The following is a 16244-nucleotide window of genomic DNA, read 5'->3' as shown; positions in this document are numbered from 1 at the left end:
CATGGGAATCTTGATCACGTCTGTGCAGGTGCCGTTCGTTCGCGGAGGCGGCGAGATCCTGAGCGAGAATCTACGCGAGAAGATCGCGGAGCGCGGCTACCGCGTAGACGTGTTGACTAACCCATTCCGATTCTCTCCGGCTCGCAGTGTTGAAGAAGCGATGGAGTGGTGGGCTGGGCAGGATCTGCAAAGATTCTGCGCGAGTCGCGTAGACAAGGTAATTCACTTGAAATTCCCTTGCTATGGCGCGGCTCACCCTAATGCGACGACCTGGCTTTTGCATCAGTTTCGCGGGTACTACGAGCTATGGGACGAGAAGCAGGCCGCTGATCCCGAAAATCGGCGAGTGCGTGAGCTGGTGAGGCGCTTCGACTGCCGGGAATTGGCCAAGCTGTCGACGCGCTACACGATCGCGCGCACGGTCTCCGACCGGTTGTTGGAGTACAACGGGCTGGAGTCTGTGCCGATCTACCATCCGCCGAAGTCCGACGATCTCTTCTACGCCGGCGAGTCACTGCCTTATGTGTTCGCTCCGTCGCGGCTGGAGCCGTTGAAGCGCCAGGTCTTGCTTGTGGAGGCGATGGCCAAAGTCAAAGGCAATATCCATGCTGTCATCGCCGGTGAAGGTGGCCACGAAGGCGCGCTCAGGCAACGCATCGACGAGTTAGGCCTGCATGATCGTGTCCGCTTGGTGGGTCGCCTGACCGATGAGCAGATGCGAGCCTACTACGCCAACGCGCGAGCCGTGTTCTTCGGCCCGTATCGTGAAGATTACGGCTACGTGACATTGGAGGCCATGTTGGCCGAAAAGCCGGTAATCACCTGCAGTGACGCTGGCGGAGTGCTGGAGTTCGTGCTGGATCAGGTGACTGGCTCGGTAGTGGAGCCGACTGCGGATGAGGTAGCGGCGGCGATAGGTCGCTATGTCGCGGATCCCGATTTGGCGGTGGCGCAGGGGCGCGCGGGGCGCCAGCATTACAGGGATATGCGCATCTCTTGGGATGCCGTGCTGAACGCCTTGCTGGCCTGATCGCGGTTAGGCGGATATTTCAGGAGCTTTTAATGAGTGCGGTTTCGTCCACGGGCAAGAGGATGAGCATTGCCCTGATAGCGCCCAGTTCGGTTCCCTTCGTTATCGGTGGGGCCGAAAACTTGTGTTGGTCGCTGTTGCGCCACATCAATGAGCATACGGTTCATCGCGCCGAACTCATCAGGCTGCCTTCGCCGGAGTCGGACTTTCGGGCGCTGATCGAGAGCTATGCGGCTTTTTCGCGCTTGGACCTCTCCCATTTCGATCAGGTCATCAGTACAAAGTATCCCGCTTGGATGATTCGGCACCCCAACCATGTGGTGTACATGCTGCATCGGCTGCGTGGTCTGTACGATACCTACCACTTCTTCGGTTTGCCGGACGATCTGCCTGCCAATGCTCCTGTAGAGCTGCGCAAGATATGGGATTGGATGGCGACGATCTGCGGCCGGCCGGGGAATCTTGATGCCTTGCTGAACTCACTGCGCGCGGTGGCCGAAGTTCCCGGTTTTTCACCATGGCTGGCTCTGCCCAGTCCGTTTGTTCGCAGGGCCGTGCATACCTTGGACTCGATCGGCATGGCCGCCGAACGGGTGACCAAGTATGCCGCTATCTCCAAGACGGTTGCGCAACGCCAGGATTACTTCCCGGCAGGGGCCGTAGTGCATGCCGTCAGTCCTCCGAGCGGCCTACCGGTGGCGCAGCATGGAACATACGACTATTTCTTTACGGCCAGTCGTCTCGATAGCCCTAAGCGCATTGAGATGATAGTTCGTGCAATGACCTGGGTCCGCGGCGACGTGCCCTTGGTAATCGCTGGAACCGGCCCAGAGGAAGGGCGCCTCAAAGCGCTGGCGAAAGACGATCCACGGATCCGGTTCATCGGCTATGTAAACGACGAAGAACTGTCGAACTGGTATGCCAATGCGAAAGCCGTGGTGTACGTGCCCTACGACGAAGACTTGGGACTGATCACATTCGAAGCCATGGGGGCTGCCAAGCCGGTCGTCACCACCAGCGATTCCGGTGGGCCCACGGAATTCGTCGAAGATGGGATCAATGGTTTCTGTGTGGCGCCGGAACCGCAAGCGCTAGCGCAAGCGATGCAGCGGCTGGTCGATGAGGCCGGTCTCGCGAGAGCGTTGGGCCAAGCCGCAGTTCGCACCGTTTCGGCTATCACCTGGGACAAGGTATGCGAGACCCTTATCAACATTCCGGAAGCGGAGAAGCCTCGGGCGCAGGCCCAGGAGCGTAAACGCATTACGGTTCTGAGTACGTTCCCGAGTTATCCCCCGAAGGGCGGGGGGCAGGCGCGGATATTTCATCTCTGGCGCAGGGTGGCGCAGGTCCATGACGTTACGATCGTTGCGCTAGGTCCATCCGATCAGCCAGGCTCTGACGGGTTCATCGCTCCTGGATTGCGCGAGATCGTCGTTCCCAAGACCCAGGAGCAGAACCTGCACGAGCAAAAGGTTTCCGAATCGGTGGAGTGGGTTCCATGTGCCGACTCCGCATTCGCGTCGTCTCCAGAGTTGACCCCCGAGTACGGTCGTATCGCTGCCGACAATGCCGGTCGCTCCGATATCGTTGTGGCCTCGCATCCGTATGCTTATCCCGCATTGGCTGGTATGGCGATCAAAGAGCTCTGGTATGAGGCGCACAACGACGAAACGCGCATGAAGGCCGCGATGTATCCAGCTACTCCAAAAGGCGAGCAGCTGGTGCGAAAGATCGACGGCATCGAGCGCGAGTTGTGTCAGCGTTCCTCTCGCATCATTTGCGTTTCGGAGTCCGACCGCGACTCGCTATCGCTCCGTTACGGGGTGAGTCCGGAGAAGTTCTTCGTTGCCGCCAACGGCGTCGACTTGGACTCAGTCCAGTACCGCGATCCGGAGCAGCGTGAGGCATTGCGAAAGCGTCTCGATCTTGGCGGCCGGAAGATTGCCCTGGTGCTTGCCAGTTGGCATGGACCGAACCTCGAAGCAGTAGAGACAGTGCTGGCTGCGGCCCCATCGTTTCCCGACGTCGACTTCGTGGTGGTCGGCAGCGCTGGGGGAGCCTTTTCGGAACGCCAATTGCCTGGCAACGTGATTATGGTCGGCGCGGTCAGCGACGAGGAAAAGGACATGTTGCTAGGCTTGGCTACGGTCGCCCTGAATCCGATGATGTCGGGTGGCGGTAGCAACCTGAAGCTGCTCGACTATATGGCTTCGGGTGTGCCGGTGCTCACCAGCGAGTACGGTAGGCGAGGCGTGTCCGGCGCGGATGAGTTTTTATGGCTTTACGACGGCAGTGTCGAATCGTTCGTGCGGGAGCTGCAAGCGTTCTTTGAGTTGCCCGATGATCGGCGTGGCGCCAAGGTGCCATTAGCGCGGGACTACGTGGAGCAGAAGTTCTCGTGGTCGATCATCGCGGGGGAGCTGCTGCGCCGAATCGGCTGAGCGCGATTGTGCCGCCAATATTTGTGTTTCGGACTGACATGAGGAGGAGGGGCCCGTGGATTACGAAGCAAGGTTGGAGCGGTTCTATACCAACATAGTGAAGCAGGGTGATATCTGCATCGACGTCGGCGCGCACCGGGGGCGGCATACCCTTCCCTTGGCGAACGCCGTGGGCGCGTCCGGCAAGGTGCTGGCCTTCGAGCCGATCGATTTCGTCGCGGCGCAACTCGAGCAGGCTCTAGTCGAAAGCGGCTTGAGTAATGTGGAAGTCATCAACAAGGCGCTTGGGCGGCATGCGGGGAGCTTCTCCTTTGTGCTGGCCATGGATGCGCTGGAATACTCCGGACTGCGCGAACGCGTCTACGACAGCCCGACCCGGCTGCGCAACATCGAGGTCGGTGTTGAACGTCTAGATGATGTTGTGGCTGCCAGGGAGTTGCCCGCCGTCAATTATGTGAAGATCGATACGGAAGGTGGCGAGTGGGACGTGATTCGCGGTGGCGTGGAGACGATCCGGCGCTGGAGTCCCGTCGTCACTTTTGAGTTCGGAGCCAATTCCTATCGCAAGTACGATGTCGATCCGGGCGATGTATACCGCCTCTTCGCCGATCATGGCTACGTAATGTTCGACATCCTCGGAAGGCGTCTGGACCGGCAGGCATTCGAAGAGAGCTCCGAACGCCAACAGGTATGGGACTACGCGGCGATTCCTGAGGCTGGCGTAGCGAACTGCGCACGCTGGTTGGCAGACTGATCGAGGCTTGCAGGCGCGCACATGTCGTGCCGCGCCGGACGCCTGGCGCGGCATGGCAGGTTCCGGTCGATTGGTGCGGTCACTCCTCGGCTGCGCGCAATATGGCCAGAACCGCTTCTCGTGGGATGCCTGAGGCAAGCTTATCCAGAAAATGTGCGCGGCCACCCGGGTCGGCCTCACGGCACAGGATGCTGCGGTAAGCTTGGTCGACGAAGGCTTCATCTCCGCTTACACGCAGCAGCGCCTCAGGCGGGCAGTGCGCGGTCTTGCGGGCGATCGCCTGGAACAGCCACTCGTCGTGATGGGTGATTTGCACGACTTCGAAACCGGCGTCGTTCAGCGCATGGGTCAGGCTGAGTTCGGTGAAGCCGTTATAGTGGAAATCGCCGTTGTAGCGTTGAGTGCCGAACAGGCATTGCAACAGGACATCCTGCGCCTCGGGCGTCTGCCGGTCTGGTTCCTGCAGCAGGCGCGCGAGGGCGAGTACGTCGGGTACGCGCACTTCCAGCAATCCGTCGAACTTGAGCACCCGGTTCCATTCGCGCAACGCAGTTGAGCAGCAATCGCGCGGGACATGTTCGAGGATGTCCTGGGCTAAGGCGTAACCGGCGTAGTTATCGCTCAGCGGGGCAAGGTTGGTGACGTCGGCAATGATATCGGGGTGATGAAAATCGTGCAGATCGATGTTGACCCAGCCATCACGTAGGTCCATGCCGCAGCCGAGATTCAGCCACGGCCCATCCGGGGGAGGGGGCGGCCCAGGAGTCGGGTTCGCTTCCAACTCAGTTGCTGGGGTGTTTCCGGATTCGTGTTCCTGCAAGAAGGTGAGCTCTTGCCCGAGTTCGACAGGCAGAGGCGGCTCTTTGACTTGAGCCGGCGAGAGAATCTGCTGCAAACGATTGGCGGTGCCCATTAGCCGATCCTCCTGCTGAGTGAGCAGAGTCTGGCGTAATCGCTAGGGAATTGCAGCCATTAGGGGGTGTGCGATTGTGTACACTTCTCCGGCTTTGATCGAGTCAATGTTTTGTGTATGACCGATGTTTGATTTCGATCCATTGCAGGCCGATCCCGAGTAGGCGACTATCGGGGCTTATCCCCAGTGACGAGGGCGATGCAGCGCCTTCAATTGTGAAGTCGAGGGCAAGCTTATTGTCAGACTTGCGAACATCGGCGCAAGCATAGTCGAATTCCAGTTGTGTGGAAGTGCCTTTGGTTGCCGTGAAATCCAGTATTCCGACCTGGCGCCCGCCGACTTCAACCGCCGCTACGACACGGGGGTTCTGTGGGATAACGAAGGCTTGGGCGCTGATTGTTAGGTGCAAGAAGTCCGTGCTGCAGTCTGCAAGATTGATTTCGACTCGTGGGTGCGTTGCGTTCGACCAAGTCCCCCAAGATTCCGAAGAGCTCCATCCATCGACAAGCGCGGCAACGGCCTTGGTCCCGGCGACGAAGCTGATTCGTCCCTCTTCGAACTGAAACTGAGGGCGAAGTCGCCGCAGGTCGCTGTGGCTGAGCGAAATATACATGCTGTTGCCTCCACCCATTTGCTGGTGTTCAGCTAGGCGCTCGGCGACCAGCGTCGCCATTTTGTTCTCATCGAAAACGCAATGGTGCTGGGTTATCACACTGATCTGCTTCGCACCGGCCAGGGCGATAGGGGCGTACAACTTGCGACACCCCGGGCCGGCGATGACTGCCAGCGGGGGAGGACTTGTTTCACCATAGCCGGAGTTGCGTTCAATAAAGATCTCAGGCGGCGGGTCGTACATGCCCGGAAGTCGAGACTGCACGACGCGAGAAGCGAAAGTCGGTTCCAGATATCGCTCGTACTGAGTCGGCCAGTACCACTTCACATTCCACGCGATCAGCGGCGTGGCAATTCCAGTCAGTAAAAGCACGGCAAACCAGCGGGGCGGCTTGCGGGCTGCCTCACCAATGAGCCAAGCCAGCGGCCCGAAGAAGGCCGGCACGTACCACAGCGCATAGCGTGAAAGATCGATCGAGCCTGAATTGAGGTTGATCGTAGACGCTTGAGCGAAGAGGTTGGTGGCCAGATATACCGCAGAGATAGAAATGTAGCCGAGATTGAGTTTCGGTTTGTTGCGCGCAGCGAGCACCAAAGCCGAAATTAGGATGAATGTCCCGAACCACCAGTTCGGAAGCAGTCCAATGTCCGGGTCGATCAGCACTGCTTTCCACTGGGCTATATTTCCTCCAACCGCAGCGCCGCCGGCCTTCAATTGCGGAGTAATGACGCCATGGCGATAAAGATAGTAGAGCGGGTGCAGGGCTGTTGCTGCCAGGGCGAAGGCGGCTGCAGCCATTTCTCGTTTGGTTGTGGAGCGCGCGTGCGCTTTGTTTGTCAGTACTCCAAGAGCGATCAGAGCCCATGCCGTGGCGGCGATGCTGATGTTCTGAGTGGACGCTAGGGCTACAGGCAGTGCCGCATACAGGAGCTTGCCGCGGTAGATGAGGATGAATGATTGAAGTACCAGCGCCACCGTAAAAAACTCGGTGTGGACCTTCGCCGAGAACCAGAGTGCAGGGGATGCAATGAACAACAGCATGGCTGCGATCGCGCCGCGTGCGCCCAGCAATCGGCCAGCCAGCGACAGTGTGCCTCCGAACAGAATGGCATGTAGAGCCAAGAACGCCGTGTTCGGATGCAAGGTGATGCCGGCGAGCTTCAGTGGTGCAGCTACGCTAGCGGCGAGTGCAGGATAGAGCCAGAAGTGATTGAAGTCGGCAGCATATGCATCAGCAAGCGTTGGGAATGACTCTCGCAGAGTGGTTGGGTCAATCAGAAAGGCGATAGTGCCGCTATCGAATAGCGCCGTATAGTCGCTCCACCCGCCTTCTGTCATGAAAGGACGCGCATGATTCACTATCGCAAGGTAAAGCGCGTAGTACTCGCTGCCGTCGCCGAATCTGGATGGCGGCAGCTTCATTAGTGCGGCCAGCGCAATGGCGGCGGCGGCGGCGCCGGCCAACACCCACGCTGCATTACGCCACCGAAGATCGGTTTTTGAACCATCCCGGAGTTGGGCAGAGCTCATTCTTGGCTAGTCTCCGCCCGATGGCTCATGAGCTTGCGTGCGAGCTGGCGACCCTCGCGGACTGCATAATTAGTGCCTCGATCTTCAGGGTAAACCTGAGCCATGGTGGTGATGAAAACGTTACTCAGTGGGGTTTCGTTTCTGGGCACGAACTTGGAGTAGTGTTTCTCGGCGATCGGCTGAGCGTAGTCGGCTCGCCAGACGTAGTGGTAATCGATCCACTCACGCTTGAAGTCCGGGAACATGCGTTGAATATGCGGAATAGAGAAATCCAGCAGCTCATCGGCACCCATCGAATACATTGCGTCGGATGGGGGGAGGTACTTCGATAGATAGACGATGTGATGTCCGCCATAGGATGAGGGAGGCTCAAAGTTGGTGTGCTCAATGACGCCTACGAATGGGAATCCGGGGTCGTTTACATTCAGCCAATAGGTTTCCGACAGGCTACGGTTGAGGGCGAGTACCAAGCAGACGTTGGAAAGATAGCGAACTCGGCGTAACGACTGAATGTAGGCGGCGGGCGCCAACGGCTCAAGCAGGTCTGCTGTGATCGGTAGCGGAGTCGTGACCACGATGCTATCGGCCAGGATGGTGTCCGTAGGGGTCTTCACGCCTGCGGCACGGCCGTCGGTGCCGGCGACGATGCCTGTCACCAGTGTGTTCACTCGTACATCGCCGCCCAGCTTCTTGATTTCATGCTCGAGACGCTCGGCCAGTGCAGCGAACCCGCCGCGGTAATATGCAAGCACTTCGTCGCCCGAGCTGCTTCGGCTGCCGCCACGAAGGACCAATTTCTTCCAGAACCATACCGCCGATACGTCGTCGGCAACCGAGCCAAATTTACCGGTCAGCAGCGGATCCCATACCACGTCGTATGCGCGCTTGCCGCACAGGTGAATCAGCCATTCCTTTGCGCTGAGATGCTCAAGCTTGGACCAGTCTTTGACAGATCGCGCGCGTAGCACCGCCACGCCGAGGCGGATGCGGTCAAGGAAAGGCAGTGCCTTGAAGCGCAGCAGATCGAGCGGCGTGCTCAGGCGAAAGAACTGGTCGGCGTAATACATGCCGGTACGGGTCGGGCGCAATAGAACGTTGCCATTCTCGCCAAGCTCTTCGATCAATTCCAAGATGTGGCGATCGTTGTTAAACCAGTGATGGTAGAACTTCTCCAGCACATGGCCGCCGATGTCGAAGCCGCCGGCGAGGCCGCCCACGGCTTCATCGCGCTCCAGCACCACCACGCGCTTGCCGTTACGTGCCAATTCGTATGCTGCGGCAAGTCCGGCGAATCCGCCGCCAACGATAGCTGTATCAAACTGCATATTGGTACCCGAAGTAGTCATGGCTCATCGCTGGCGGAAGGTGATCGCTTTGTTCAGCGAGAACTGGACGATCAGGACTATGCCCAAGCTGGCGATCTTGGCCGGCAGGGGATTCAACCCGATGCGGTCGACCAGCAGCCACAGGACGATAATCGAGATAATGTAGCCTGCTCCCGCGGCGGCAAAAAACATGGCTAAGCGCCGTAGTGTGTTGTCGTAAGTCTGAAAAGTGAAGTGACGGTTCAGCGCGAAACTCAGCAACGTACCGGCCACATAGCCGCAGGCGTTAGCTGCTTGATAGTTGGTGTTGAAGCTCAGTAACGTGGTGTAAAGCGTGAAATCCAGTGCAACGCCGGAGCCGCCACAAAGCGCGTATATAATCAATTTGCGCATGCCATCGTGAGCCAGTAGTTTGCCGATTCGGTCACTCATGATCGCTAGACTCCACGTTTACCGTCGAGCCTACCACTGCTTGAGGTGTGCCATTCACATGGAGCAGGACGCGGCCGACATACTCGCCGATGATGCCCAGCGCCAATAGCTGGATGCCGCCCAGGATCAATACGGCTACGATCAATGAAGACCAGCCGACGGGCATCGCGTTCAAGGTAAAGCGCTGCACGATCAAGGCGACGGCAGAGAGGAAGCCGAAACCTGAGAAGAACAGGCCGAGCAGCGAGGCAATACGTAGTGGCTCGATGGAGAAGCTCGTAGCCATTTTCAGCCACAGAGAGATCGACTTGGCCAGGCTATAGCCCGATTGTCCGTCGAGCCGCTCATGGTGGTCGAGCTCTATCATCGCTACCTTACTGGTGCTGGCAAGGATCAGGCCATCCAGATACACGTGCGGGCCGACGAAGCGGATCATCTGGTCACGGACTCCGCGGACGACGCCCTTGAAAGGAGAAAGATAGAGTTCCTTGGGCTTGCGCAGCAGGCGATCGGCAATCATGCTGTTGAAGCTACTCCCAAGGCGCTTCCATAGTGCATGTCGCTTGGACTTGAACTTGGCGTAGCAGACGTCGTTGCCAGCCTTGAGCGATGCGATGATCTTAGGGATGTCGGCTGGGTCGTGCTGGAGGTCGTCGTCCATCATTACGATGTGATGGCCGCGGGCGTAGCGCAAGCCGGTCAGCAGTGCATTGTGTTGACCGGCGTTTTTGCGCAGATTGACGCCCTGCAGCCAGGGCCTGTCGCGGCACAGCTCTTCAAGACGCGTCCAAGTATCGTCTGGACTGCAATCGTTGACCAGTATCACCTGGTAGCGTCGTTCGCCGACGGCGCTGGGATGCATGTTTTCCAGTGTTTCGTGTAGTCGCTGCACCAGTTGCGGGAGGATCTTGGCGCTGCGGTAGGCTGGAATGACTACGCTCGTTTCTATCATTGTTGCCAGCCCCCGTAGTATTTTCTTAGCACTCTTTCTGCGTAATCGTTGCGCAGGTCTATGCCGAGCTCCAGTGCAAACCGCAGAGATAGGGTCGCGTCCGGAGCGCTTCCGCCGCCGCGTTCCACAAGATCATAGTGTCCCTTCTTGCCGAGCAGTTGTTCCATGATCTTTACTAGCTCGATCATCGTGAGGGCGTCCGGCGCCGCCAGGTCGACGGCGCAGCCTTTCAGGTCACTGTCGATCATCGCAGCGGCGATGCTGGCGATGTCATCAACGTCAATCAGCGATCGGATAGCCCTGGTCCACAGTGTGAATCGTTCTCCATTCGCGATGCGAGCGGCGAGAAAATTCGTCAGCGTGTACGGGTTGGGCGTGCGGCCTACGACTTGGGGAAGGCGGATCACGAGCGCGTCGTAATGGGCTAGCACTAAGGCTTCCATTTCGATTTTGTGCGCGACATATGGTGTGGCCTTACGGTCTGCGTCGGTCAGGCTACAAGTGCTGAAATAGACGAATTTTCCCTGCGCTCTACATAATGTTTCGATCAGTAGCTGGCGCTCTCGAAGAAACGGCTGCTCTGCGGTTTCCGAGGAGTTAGAGACGCCCGAGGCGAAAATTACCGTCGGCCGGCCGATTTTGGGGCGGGCCTTGAATGCCTTAGCGATTAAACCATTGCCGATTATCATTCTAGATCCATCGCCGGCGAGTTCGCTGGCCTTTCGATTCGCCGGACCTTCAACCCGGTGGCGCGTTTCTTATTTGTCGCATGAGCCTTAATCTGCTACCGAGCAAGGGAGCAGCGCCCGCCAGGGGCGCGCCGCACATCAGTGCACCGCGGCCCCGGCGGGGGTTATTCAGGCCAGCGCCGCTTCTAGTTCCGGCAGGAGCTTGAACAGGTCGCCGACCAGGCCGATGTCGGCGATCTCGAAGATCGGCGCATCGCCGTCCTTGTTGATCGCGACGATGGTGCCGGCGTCCTTGATGCCGGTCAGATGCTGGATCGCGCCGCTGATGCCGACCGCGACGTACAGCTCCGGAGCGATGATCTTGCCGGTCTGGCCGACCTGCAGCTCGTTCGGCACATAGCCGGCGTCGACCGCGGCGCGCGAGGCGCCGACCGCCGCGCCGAGCTTGTCGGCGAAGTCGTAGATGATCTTGAAGTTGTCCGCCGAGCCGACGCCGCGGCCGCCGGACACCACGCGCTTGGCGCTCTGCAGGTCGGGGCGGTCGGACTTGCCGGCGGCCAGGCCCTGGTAGCGGGTGTGGGTCGGAAGCGCGGCGTCGACCGTCGCGGCTTCGACCGCGGCGCCGCCGCCCTTGGCCGCTTCCGGCCACGACGCGGTGCGCACGGTGGCGACCACGACATGATCGGCCGGAGCTTCGACGGTGACGATGGCGTTGCCGGCGTAGATCGGGCGCTTGAAGGTGTGGCTGCCTTCGACCGCCATCACGTCGGAGACCTGCGACACGCCGAGCAGGGCGGCGACGCAGGGCATCAGGTCCTTGCCGAAGGTGGTCGAGGGACCGAACACGTGGCTGTAGCCCTTGCCCAGCGCGGCGATCTGCGGCGCCTGGACCTGGGCGACGGCATCGGCGTTGGCCGGGTTGGCCACGGTCAGCACGCGGGCGACGCCGGCGATCTGCGCGGCTTCGGCGGCGACGCCGGCCGGATCGGCGGCGAGCACCACGATGTCGATGGATTCGGGCTTGAGCGCCTGCGCGGCCGACACGCACTTGGCGGTCGAGGCGTTGAGCTTGCCCTGCAGGTGTTCGGCGACGATGAGTACCTTGCTCATTACAGCAGCCCCTTAGCCTTGAGTGCGGCGACCAGTTCGGCCGCGTCCTTGACCATCACGCCCTTGCTGCGCTTGGCCGGCGCGGCGTAATGGGTGGTCTTGAGCGTGTCGCCGGTATCGACGCCGAGCTCGCCGAACTGGATCGTCTCCAGCGGCTTGCTCTTGGCCTTCATGATGTCCGGCAGCTTGATGAAGCGCGGCTCGTTCAGGCGCAGGTCGGTGGTGACCACCGCCGGCAGGTCGACTTCCAGGGTTTCCAGGCCGGCGTCGACTTCGCGCACGACCGTGGCCTTGCCGGCTTCGACGTCGAGCTTGGAGGCGAAGGTCGCCTGCGGGCGGCCCCACAGGGTGGCGAGCATCTGGCCGGTCTGGTTGGCGTCGTCGTCGATGGCCTGCTTGCCGAGGATGACCAGGTCCGGCTGTTCCTTCTCGATCAGCTTGAGCAGGGCGCGCGCGGCGGTCAGCGGCTGGATCGGCTGGTCGCTGACCACGTGCACGGCGCGGTTGGCGCCCATGGCCAGGCCGTTGCGCAGGTGGGCCTGGGCGTCGGCGGGGGCGATCGTCGCCACCACGACCTCGGTGGCGATGCCCTTGTCGCGCAGGCGCAGGGCTTCTTCCAGGGCGATTTCGTCGAACGGATTGGCCGACAGCTTGACGCCGTCGGTGACCACGCCGGAGCCATCCGGCTTGACCTGAATGCGGACGTTGTAGTCCACCACGCGCTTGTAACCGACGAGGATCTTCATCGTGCGGGGGTTCCTTGTGGGGGTGCTGGCCGCGGGCGGCCGAGAATCCCCAATTCTAGCGGAGACGGGAGTCGGCCGCAGTCGCCGAGGGGCCTGCGGCGGCCGGATGGGCGGTCGCGGGACGGTTCCATTCCGGATGGCGACGGAGCGCACGGTGCGGGCGCGACGACCGGTGCTGCGGCCTGCCCATGACCTGCGGCGAACGCCGTCGCGCTGCCGGACCGGAAGCGGCGGGATGCGCGCCGATCCGCGCCGATCCGCGGACCGGCGGCGGTTGGTTGTCGGCCGCTAGCTTTCGACGATCAGGGTCTGGCTGCCTTGCCAGGTCGCGCCGGGCGCCAGGCGCACCGGCTCGAGGATGCGGGCGGCTTCGACGCAGACGAAGCGACGATGCTCGTCGGCGCCGAGGTCGCTCATGCCGGCCGCCAGCGCGGCGCCGGGATTCCAGGCCACCACGTCGGCGAAGCCCTGCATTTCCACCCGCAGCGCCCGGGTGCCGTCGCACAACCGCAGCGGCGCGCGCGCGTCGGGGTAGATGCGGTCGAGTTCGCCGTCGAAGCGCACCGGGGCGCCGGCGGCGGGACATTCGCGGCCGCCGGCGGCCGAGTCCAGGTAAGCGCGGTCTTCCAGGCCTTCCAGGCGAACGCCGGCGAGCTCGTCGACGCGCAGATAGGTATGCAGCGCAGCGCTGAACTCGAAGGCGGACTCGCCGCGGTTGCGCACCTCCAGCCCGATCCGCAATCGGTCCTGGTCCGGCTCGATCTCCAGCACGGCCTGGAAACGGTGCGGCCACAGCGCCAGGGTGGCCGCATCGTCCTCCAGGACGAAGCTCAATCGCGGCGAGCGCGGGTCGGGGGCCCGCGGCGTCCAGGCCCGGGTGCGCGCGAAGCCGTGGCGCGGCCCTGGGCCGCGCGCGGCGAACTGCGGGAAGATCACCGGCACGCCGCCGCGGATCGCCGCGCCGGAAAAATCCGCCAGCGGGCTCAGGTACAGACGCTCGCGTCCGCGGCAATGCCAGGACAGCGCCTGGGCGCCGAACGCCGTGGCTTCGACCCGGCTGTCGCCCGGGCCTTGCGTTAATGAATGGTTGTGATGGTCGTGCATGTCCGCTTGCGTGGGCGCCCCAGTCAGGCGCCATCTTAGCCTCGGCCTACGGCCGGTCAGGCGCCGTGAAGCCGGCCGTGACGCGGTTCGGCTATCCTTGGCGGCCCTTTCCGTTCCGAATTCTGGAGCCAGGATGCTTCATCCCGTCGTTCTCAGCGGTGGCAGCGGTTCGCGGCTTTGGCCGCTTTCGCGCCAGAACCAACCCAAGCAGTTTCTGACGTTGATCGGCGACCACTCGCTGTTCCAGGAAACCATGCTGCGCGCGAGCGCCCTGCCGGATGCCGGCGCCCCGGTGACGGTCTGCGCCGAAGACCATCGCTTCATGGTCGGCGAGCAGTTGCAGGAAATCGGCGTCGCCAACGGCGCGATCATCCTCGAACCGATCGCGCGCAACACCGCGCCGGCGATCGCCCTGGCGGCCCTGCACCTGGTCGCGCAGGAGCCCGAGGCGACCATGCTGGTGCTGCCGGCCGATCACCTGATCGAAGACGTGCAGGCGTTCCGCGAAGCGGTCGCCCGCGCCTCGACCCTGGCCGCGCAGGACTGGCTGGTGACCTTCGGCATCGAGCCGGACTATCCGGAAACCGGCTACGGCTACATCGCCCGCGGCGACGCCCTCGACGGCGCGGGCTACCGGGTGGCGCGCTTCGTCGAGAAGCCCGACCTGGTGACCGCCGAGCGCTACCTCGCCGAAGGCACCTACGCCTGGAACTCGGGCATGTTCCTGTTCAAGGCGCAGCGCTATCTGGACGAACTGACGCGCCTGGCTCCGGCTATCGTCGACGCCGCGCGCGCGGCCTATGCGCAAGCGCAGACCGACCTGGATTTCATCCGCCTCGGCAAGGACGCGTTCGCCGCCAGCCCCAACGATTCGATCGACTACGCATTGATGGAGAAGACCGGGCACGCCGCGGTGGTGCCGGTCAGCTGCGGTTGGAGCGACATCGGTTCGTGGTCGTCGCTGTGGTCGGTCGCGCAGCGCGACGACGACGGCAACCGCTACGAGGGCGACGTGATTTCGGTGGACACCCGCGACAGCCTGGTGCGCGCTTCGGACCGGCGCATGATCGCGACCATCGGCGTCGAGGATCTGGTGATCGTCGATACGCCGGACGCCACCCTGGTGGCGCGCAAGGATCGGGTCCAGGACGTCAAGACCATCGTCGACAAGCTCAAGCAGGCCGGGCGCCAGGAGCATCTGTTCCACCGCAAGGTGTACCGCCCCTGGGGCAACTACGACTCGATCGACATGGGCGAGCGCTTCCAGGTCAAGCGCATCGTGGTCAAGCCGGGCGCGGCCTTGAGCCTGCAGAAGCACCACAAGCGCGCCGAGCACTGGATCGTGGTGTCGGGCGTGGCCGAAGTGACCTGCGACGACAAGGTGTTCGAGCTGCGCGAGAACCAGAGCACCTACATTCCACTGGGCAGCGTGCATCGCCTGCGCAACCGCGGCACCGAACCGGTCGAGCTGATCGAGGTGCAGTCGGGCAGCTATCTGGGCGAGGACGATATCGTGCGTCTGGAAGACGTCTACGGCCGTTCCTGACCGGCGCGGCGAGTTTCGACGGAAGACCGGCTTCGGCCGGTCTTCTCGTTTGCGGGGCCAGGACGGCCGGGCGATACGCGCCCGCGGCTCAGGATGCAGCGCTGGTCTGCAGCAACTCCGCCAGCGCCTCGGCGAACCGCGCCGCGCTGCCCGGGGCGTGGACGAAGAACAGCGAGGGTTCGCACAGCTCCAGTTCCAGCAGCTGCGGGCGGCCGTCGCCGTCGCGGATCAGGTCGACCCGGGCGTACAGCAGCGGCTCCTCCAGGTCGAGCCGGGCGCCGGCGGCGCTCAGCGCGTGCAGGGCCACGGTGCGCTCGTCCTCGCCGGCTTCGCGCGCGACGATGCGTTCGCTGGCGCGCAGGTTCAGGGCGTCGTCGCGGTGCAGCATCGCGCCCTTGCGGATCGCATGGCTGAAGACGCCGTTGACGTGGATCAGCGCGGTTTCGCCGTCGCGGTCGACCGAGGCCAGGTACGGCTGCAGCAGCACGCTGCGGCCGTCGTCGAGCAGGCGCGCGACGTGGTTGGCGGCGGCGAACTCCTGCGCGCGCGCATAGCGCTGGGTGTCGCGCGAGCCGGCGCTGACCGCGGGCTTGACCACGAACTCCTCGAACTCGTGGTGCGCGGCGAGGAACTCCTGCAACGCCGGCAAGGGATCCGCGTCGGGCTCGACGAAGACGCTGGGCACCACCGGGACGCCTCGCGCGGCCAAGTCGGCCAGGTAATGCTTGTCGCTGTTCCAGCGCACCACCGGCCAAGGGTTCAACAGGCGCGCGGCGGCGTCGGCGCGGGCGCACCAGTCGAGGAACTCGTCCAGGCGCTCGGTGTAGTCCCAGGGCGAACGCAGCAATACGGCGTCGTATCGGCTCCAGGCCACGCTCGGGTCGTCCCAGGCGCGGATCTCGGCGCTCAGGCCCAGGTCGGCGCAGGCCCGCTGCAACGGCAGCAGGTCGTGGTCCTGTCCGAGGGCGGCGATGGCGGTGACCAGGGCGATTCGGCTCATGGCGCAAGTCTAGCGTCGGCGCGGCGAAAGGGCGGGGCGGCGCGGCATTGTCGCGGTAT

Annotated in this window: 14 protein-coding genes; 4 read left to right on the top strand and 10 right to left on the bottom strand. The window is 62.4% G+C overall.

What is annotated here, in order from left to right:
- The first annotated feature begins 1 nt into the window (after position 1).
- The 3 genes from AC3A57_RS18215 to AC3A57_RS18205 all read left to right on the top strand — a co-directional run bounded on the left by AC3A57_RS18215 (position 2) and on the right by AC3A57_RS18205 (position 4225).
- On the top strand, positions 2-1030 hold the full coding sequence (locus AC3A57_RS18215) for a glycosyltransferase family 4 protein (protein ID WP_487580212.1): 1029 nt from the start codon (positions 2-4) through the stop codon (positions 1028-1030).
- Between the two features lie 62 nt (positions 1031-1092).
- Positions 1093-3471 (top strand): glycosyltransferase family 4 protein, encoded by a 2379-nt coding sequence (locus AC3A57_RS18210; RefSeq protein ID WP_487580211.1) that lies wholly within the window; start codon positions 1093-1095, stop codon positions 3469-3471.
- Positions 3472-3526: 55 nt separating this feature from the next.
- The gene (locus AC3A57_RS18205; RefSeq protein ID WP_487580210.1) at positions 3527-4225 is read left to right on the top strand and encodes an FkbM family methyltransferase; all 699 of its coding nucleotides are present in this window, start codon (positions 3527-3529) and stop codon (positions 4223-4225) included.
- 79 nt (positions 4226-4304) lie between these two features.
- Here AC3A57_RS18205 and AC3A57_RS18200 read toward each other — a convergent pair whose 3' ends face one another.
- From AC3A57_RS18200 to AC3A57_RS18160, 9 genes are all read right to left on the bottom strand, one after another.
- Complete coding sequence (locus AC3A57_RS18200) at positions 4305-5138, bottom strand: DUF4214 domain-containing protein (protein WP_487580209.1); 834 nt, start codon at positions 5136-5138, stop codon at positions 4305-4307.
- A 103-nt stretch (positions 5139-5241) separates the two neighbouring features.
- Positions 5242-7281 carry a DUF7024 domain-containing protein gene (locus AC3A57_RS18195; protein WP_487580208.1) on the bottom strand — a complete coding sequence of 680 codons (2040 nt, stop codon included), beginning with the start codon at positions 7279-7281 and terminating at the stop codon, positions 5242-5244.
- Positions 7278-8627 carry an NAD(P)/FAD-dependent oxidoreductase gene (locus AC3A57_RS18190; RefSeq protein ID WP_487580207.1) on the bottom strand — a complete coding sequence of 450 codons (1350 nt, stop codon included), beginning with the start codon at positions 8625-8627 and terminating at the stop codon, positions 7278-7280. Before AC3A57_RS18190 ends, AC3A57_RS18195 begins: the two co-directional genes overlap by 4 nt.
- Positions 8628-8630: 3 nt before the next feature.
- Positions 8631-9038: a GtrA family protein gene (locus AC3A57_RS18185; protein WP_487580206.1), complete on the bottom strand. Its 408-nt coding sequence runs from the start codon at positions 9036-9038 to the stop codon at positions 8631-8633.
- On the bottom strand, positions 9031-9990 hold the full coding sequence (locus tag AC3A57_RS18180) for a glycosyltransferase family 2 protein (protein ID WP_487580205.1): 960 nt from the start codon (positions 9988-9990) through the stop codon (positions 9031-9033). Before AC3A57_RS18180 ends, AC3A57_RS18185 begins: the two co-directional genes overlap by 8 nt.
- Positions 9987-10679 carry an NAD-dependent epimerase/dehydratase family protein gene (locus AC3A57_RS18175; RefSeq protein ID WP_487580204.1) on the bottom strand — a complete coding sequence of 231 codons (693 nt, stop codon included), beginning with the start codon at positions 10677-10679 and terminating at the stop codon, positions 9987-9989. Before AC3A57_RS18175 ends, AC3A57_RS18180 begins: the two co-directional genes overlap by 4 nt.
- Before the next feature lie 168 nt (positions 10680-10847).
- A complete protein-coding gene (locus AC3A57_RS18170; protein WP_487580203.1) occupies positions 10848-11789 on the bottom strand; it encodes an electron transfer flavoprotein subunit alpha/FixB family protein in 942 nt (313 codons plus the stop codon).
- Entirely contained in the window at positions 11789-12535 is a 747-nt protein-coding gene (locus AC3A57_RS18165) for an electron transfer flavoprotein subunit beta/FixA family protein (RefSeq protein WP_221669851.1), read from the bottom strand. The genes AC3A57_RS18170 and AC3A57_RS18165 overlap by 1 nt, the downstream gene beginning before the upstream one ends.
- Positions 12536-12823: 288 nt before the next feature.
- A complete protein-coding gene (locus tag AC3A57_RS18160; RefSeq protein WP_487580202.1) occupies positions 12824-13639 on the bottom strand; it encodes a D-hexose-6-phosphate mutarotase in 816 nt (271 codons plus the stop codon).
- A gap of 133 nt (positions 13640-13772) precedes the next feature.
- On the opposite strand from AC3A57_RS18160, the gene AC3A57_RS18155 reads away from it, so the two are divergent.
- Positions 13773-15185, top strand: coding sequence for a mannose-1-phosphate guanylyltransferase/mannose-6-phosphate isomerase (locus AC3A57_RS18155; RefSeq protein ID WP_487580201.1), 1413 nt, complete (start codon positions 13773-13775; stop codon positions 15183-15185).
- 88 nt (positions 15186-15273) lie between these two features.
- Here AC3A57_RS18155 and AC3A57_RS18150 read toward each other — a convergent pair whose 3' ends face one another.
- On the bottom strand, positions 15274-16185 hold the full coding sequence (locus AC3A57_RS18150) for an ATP-grasp domain-containing protein (RefSeq protein ID WP_487580200.1): 912 nt from the start codon (positions 16183-16185) through the stop codon (positions 15274-15276).
- Positions 16186-16244 lie beyond the last annotated feature (59 nt).

It is taken from the genome of Lysobacter sp. Soil_C_15 (assembly GCF_057657315.1).
The sequence above is the reverse complement of the archived record's forward strand: the minus strand, read 5'-3'. Positions and strand labels throughout refer to the sequence as shown.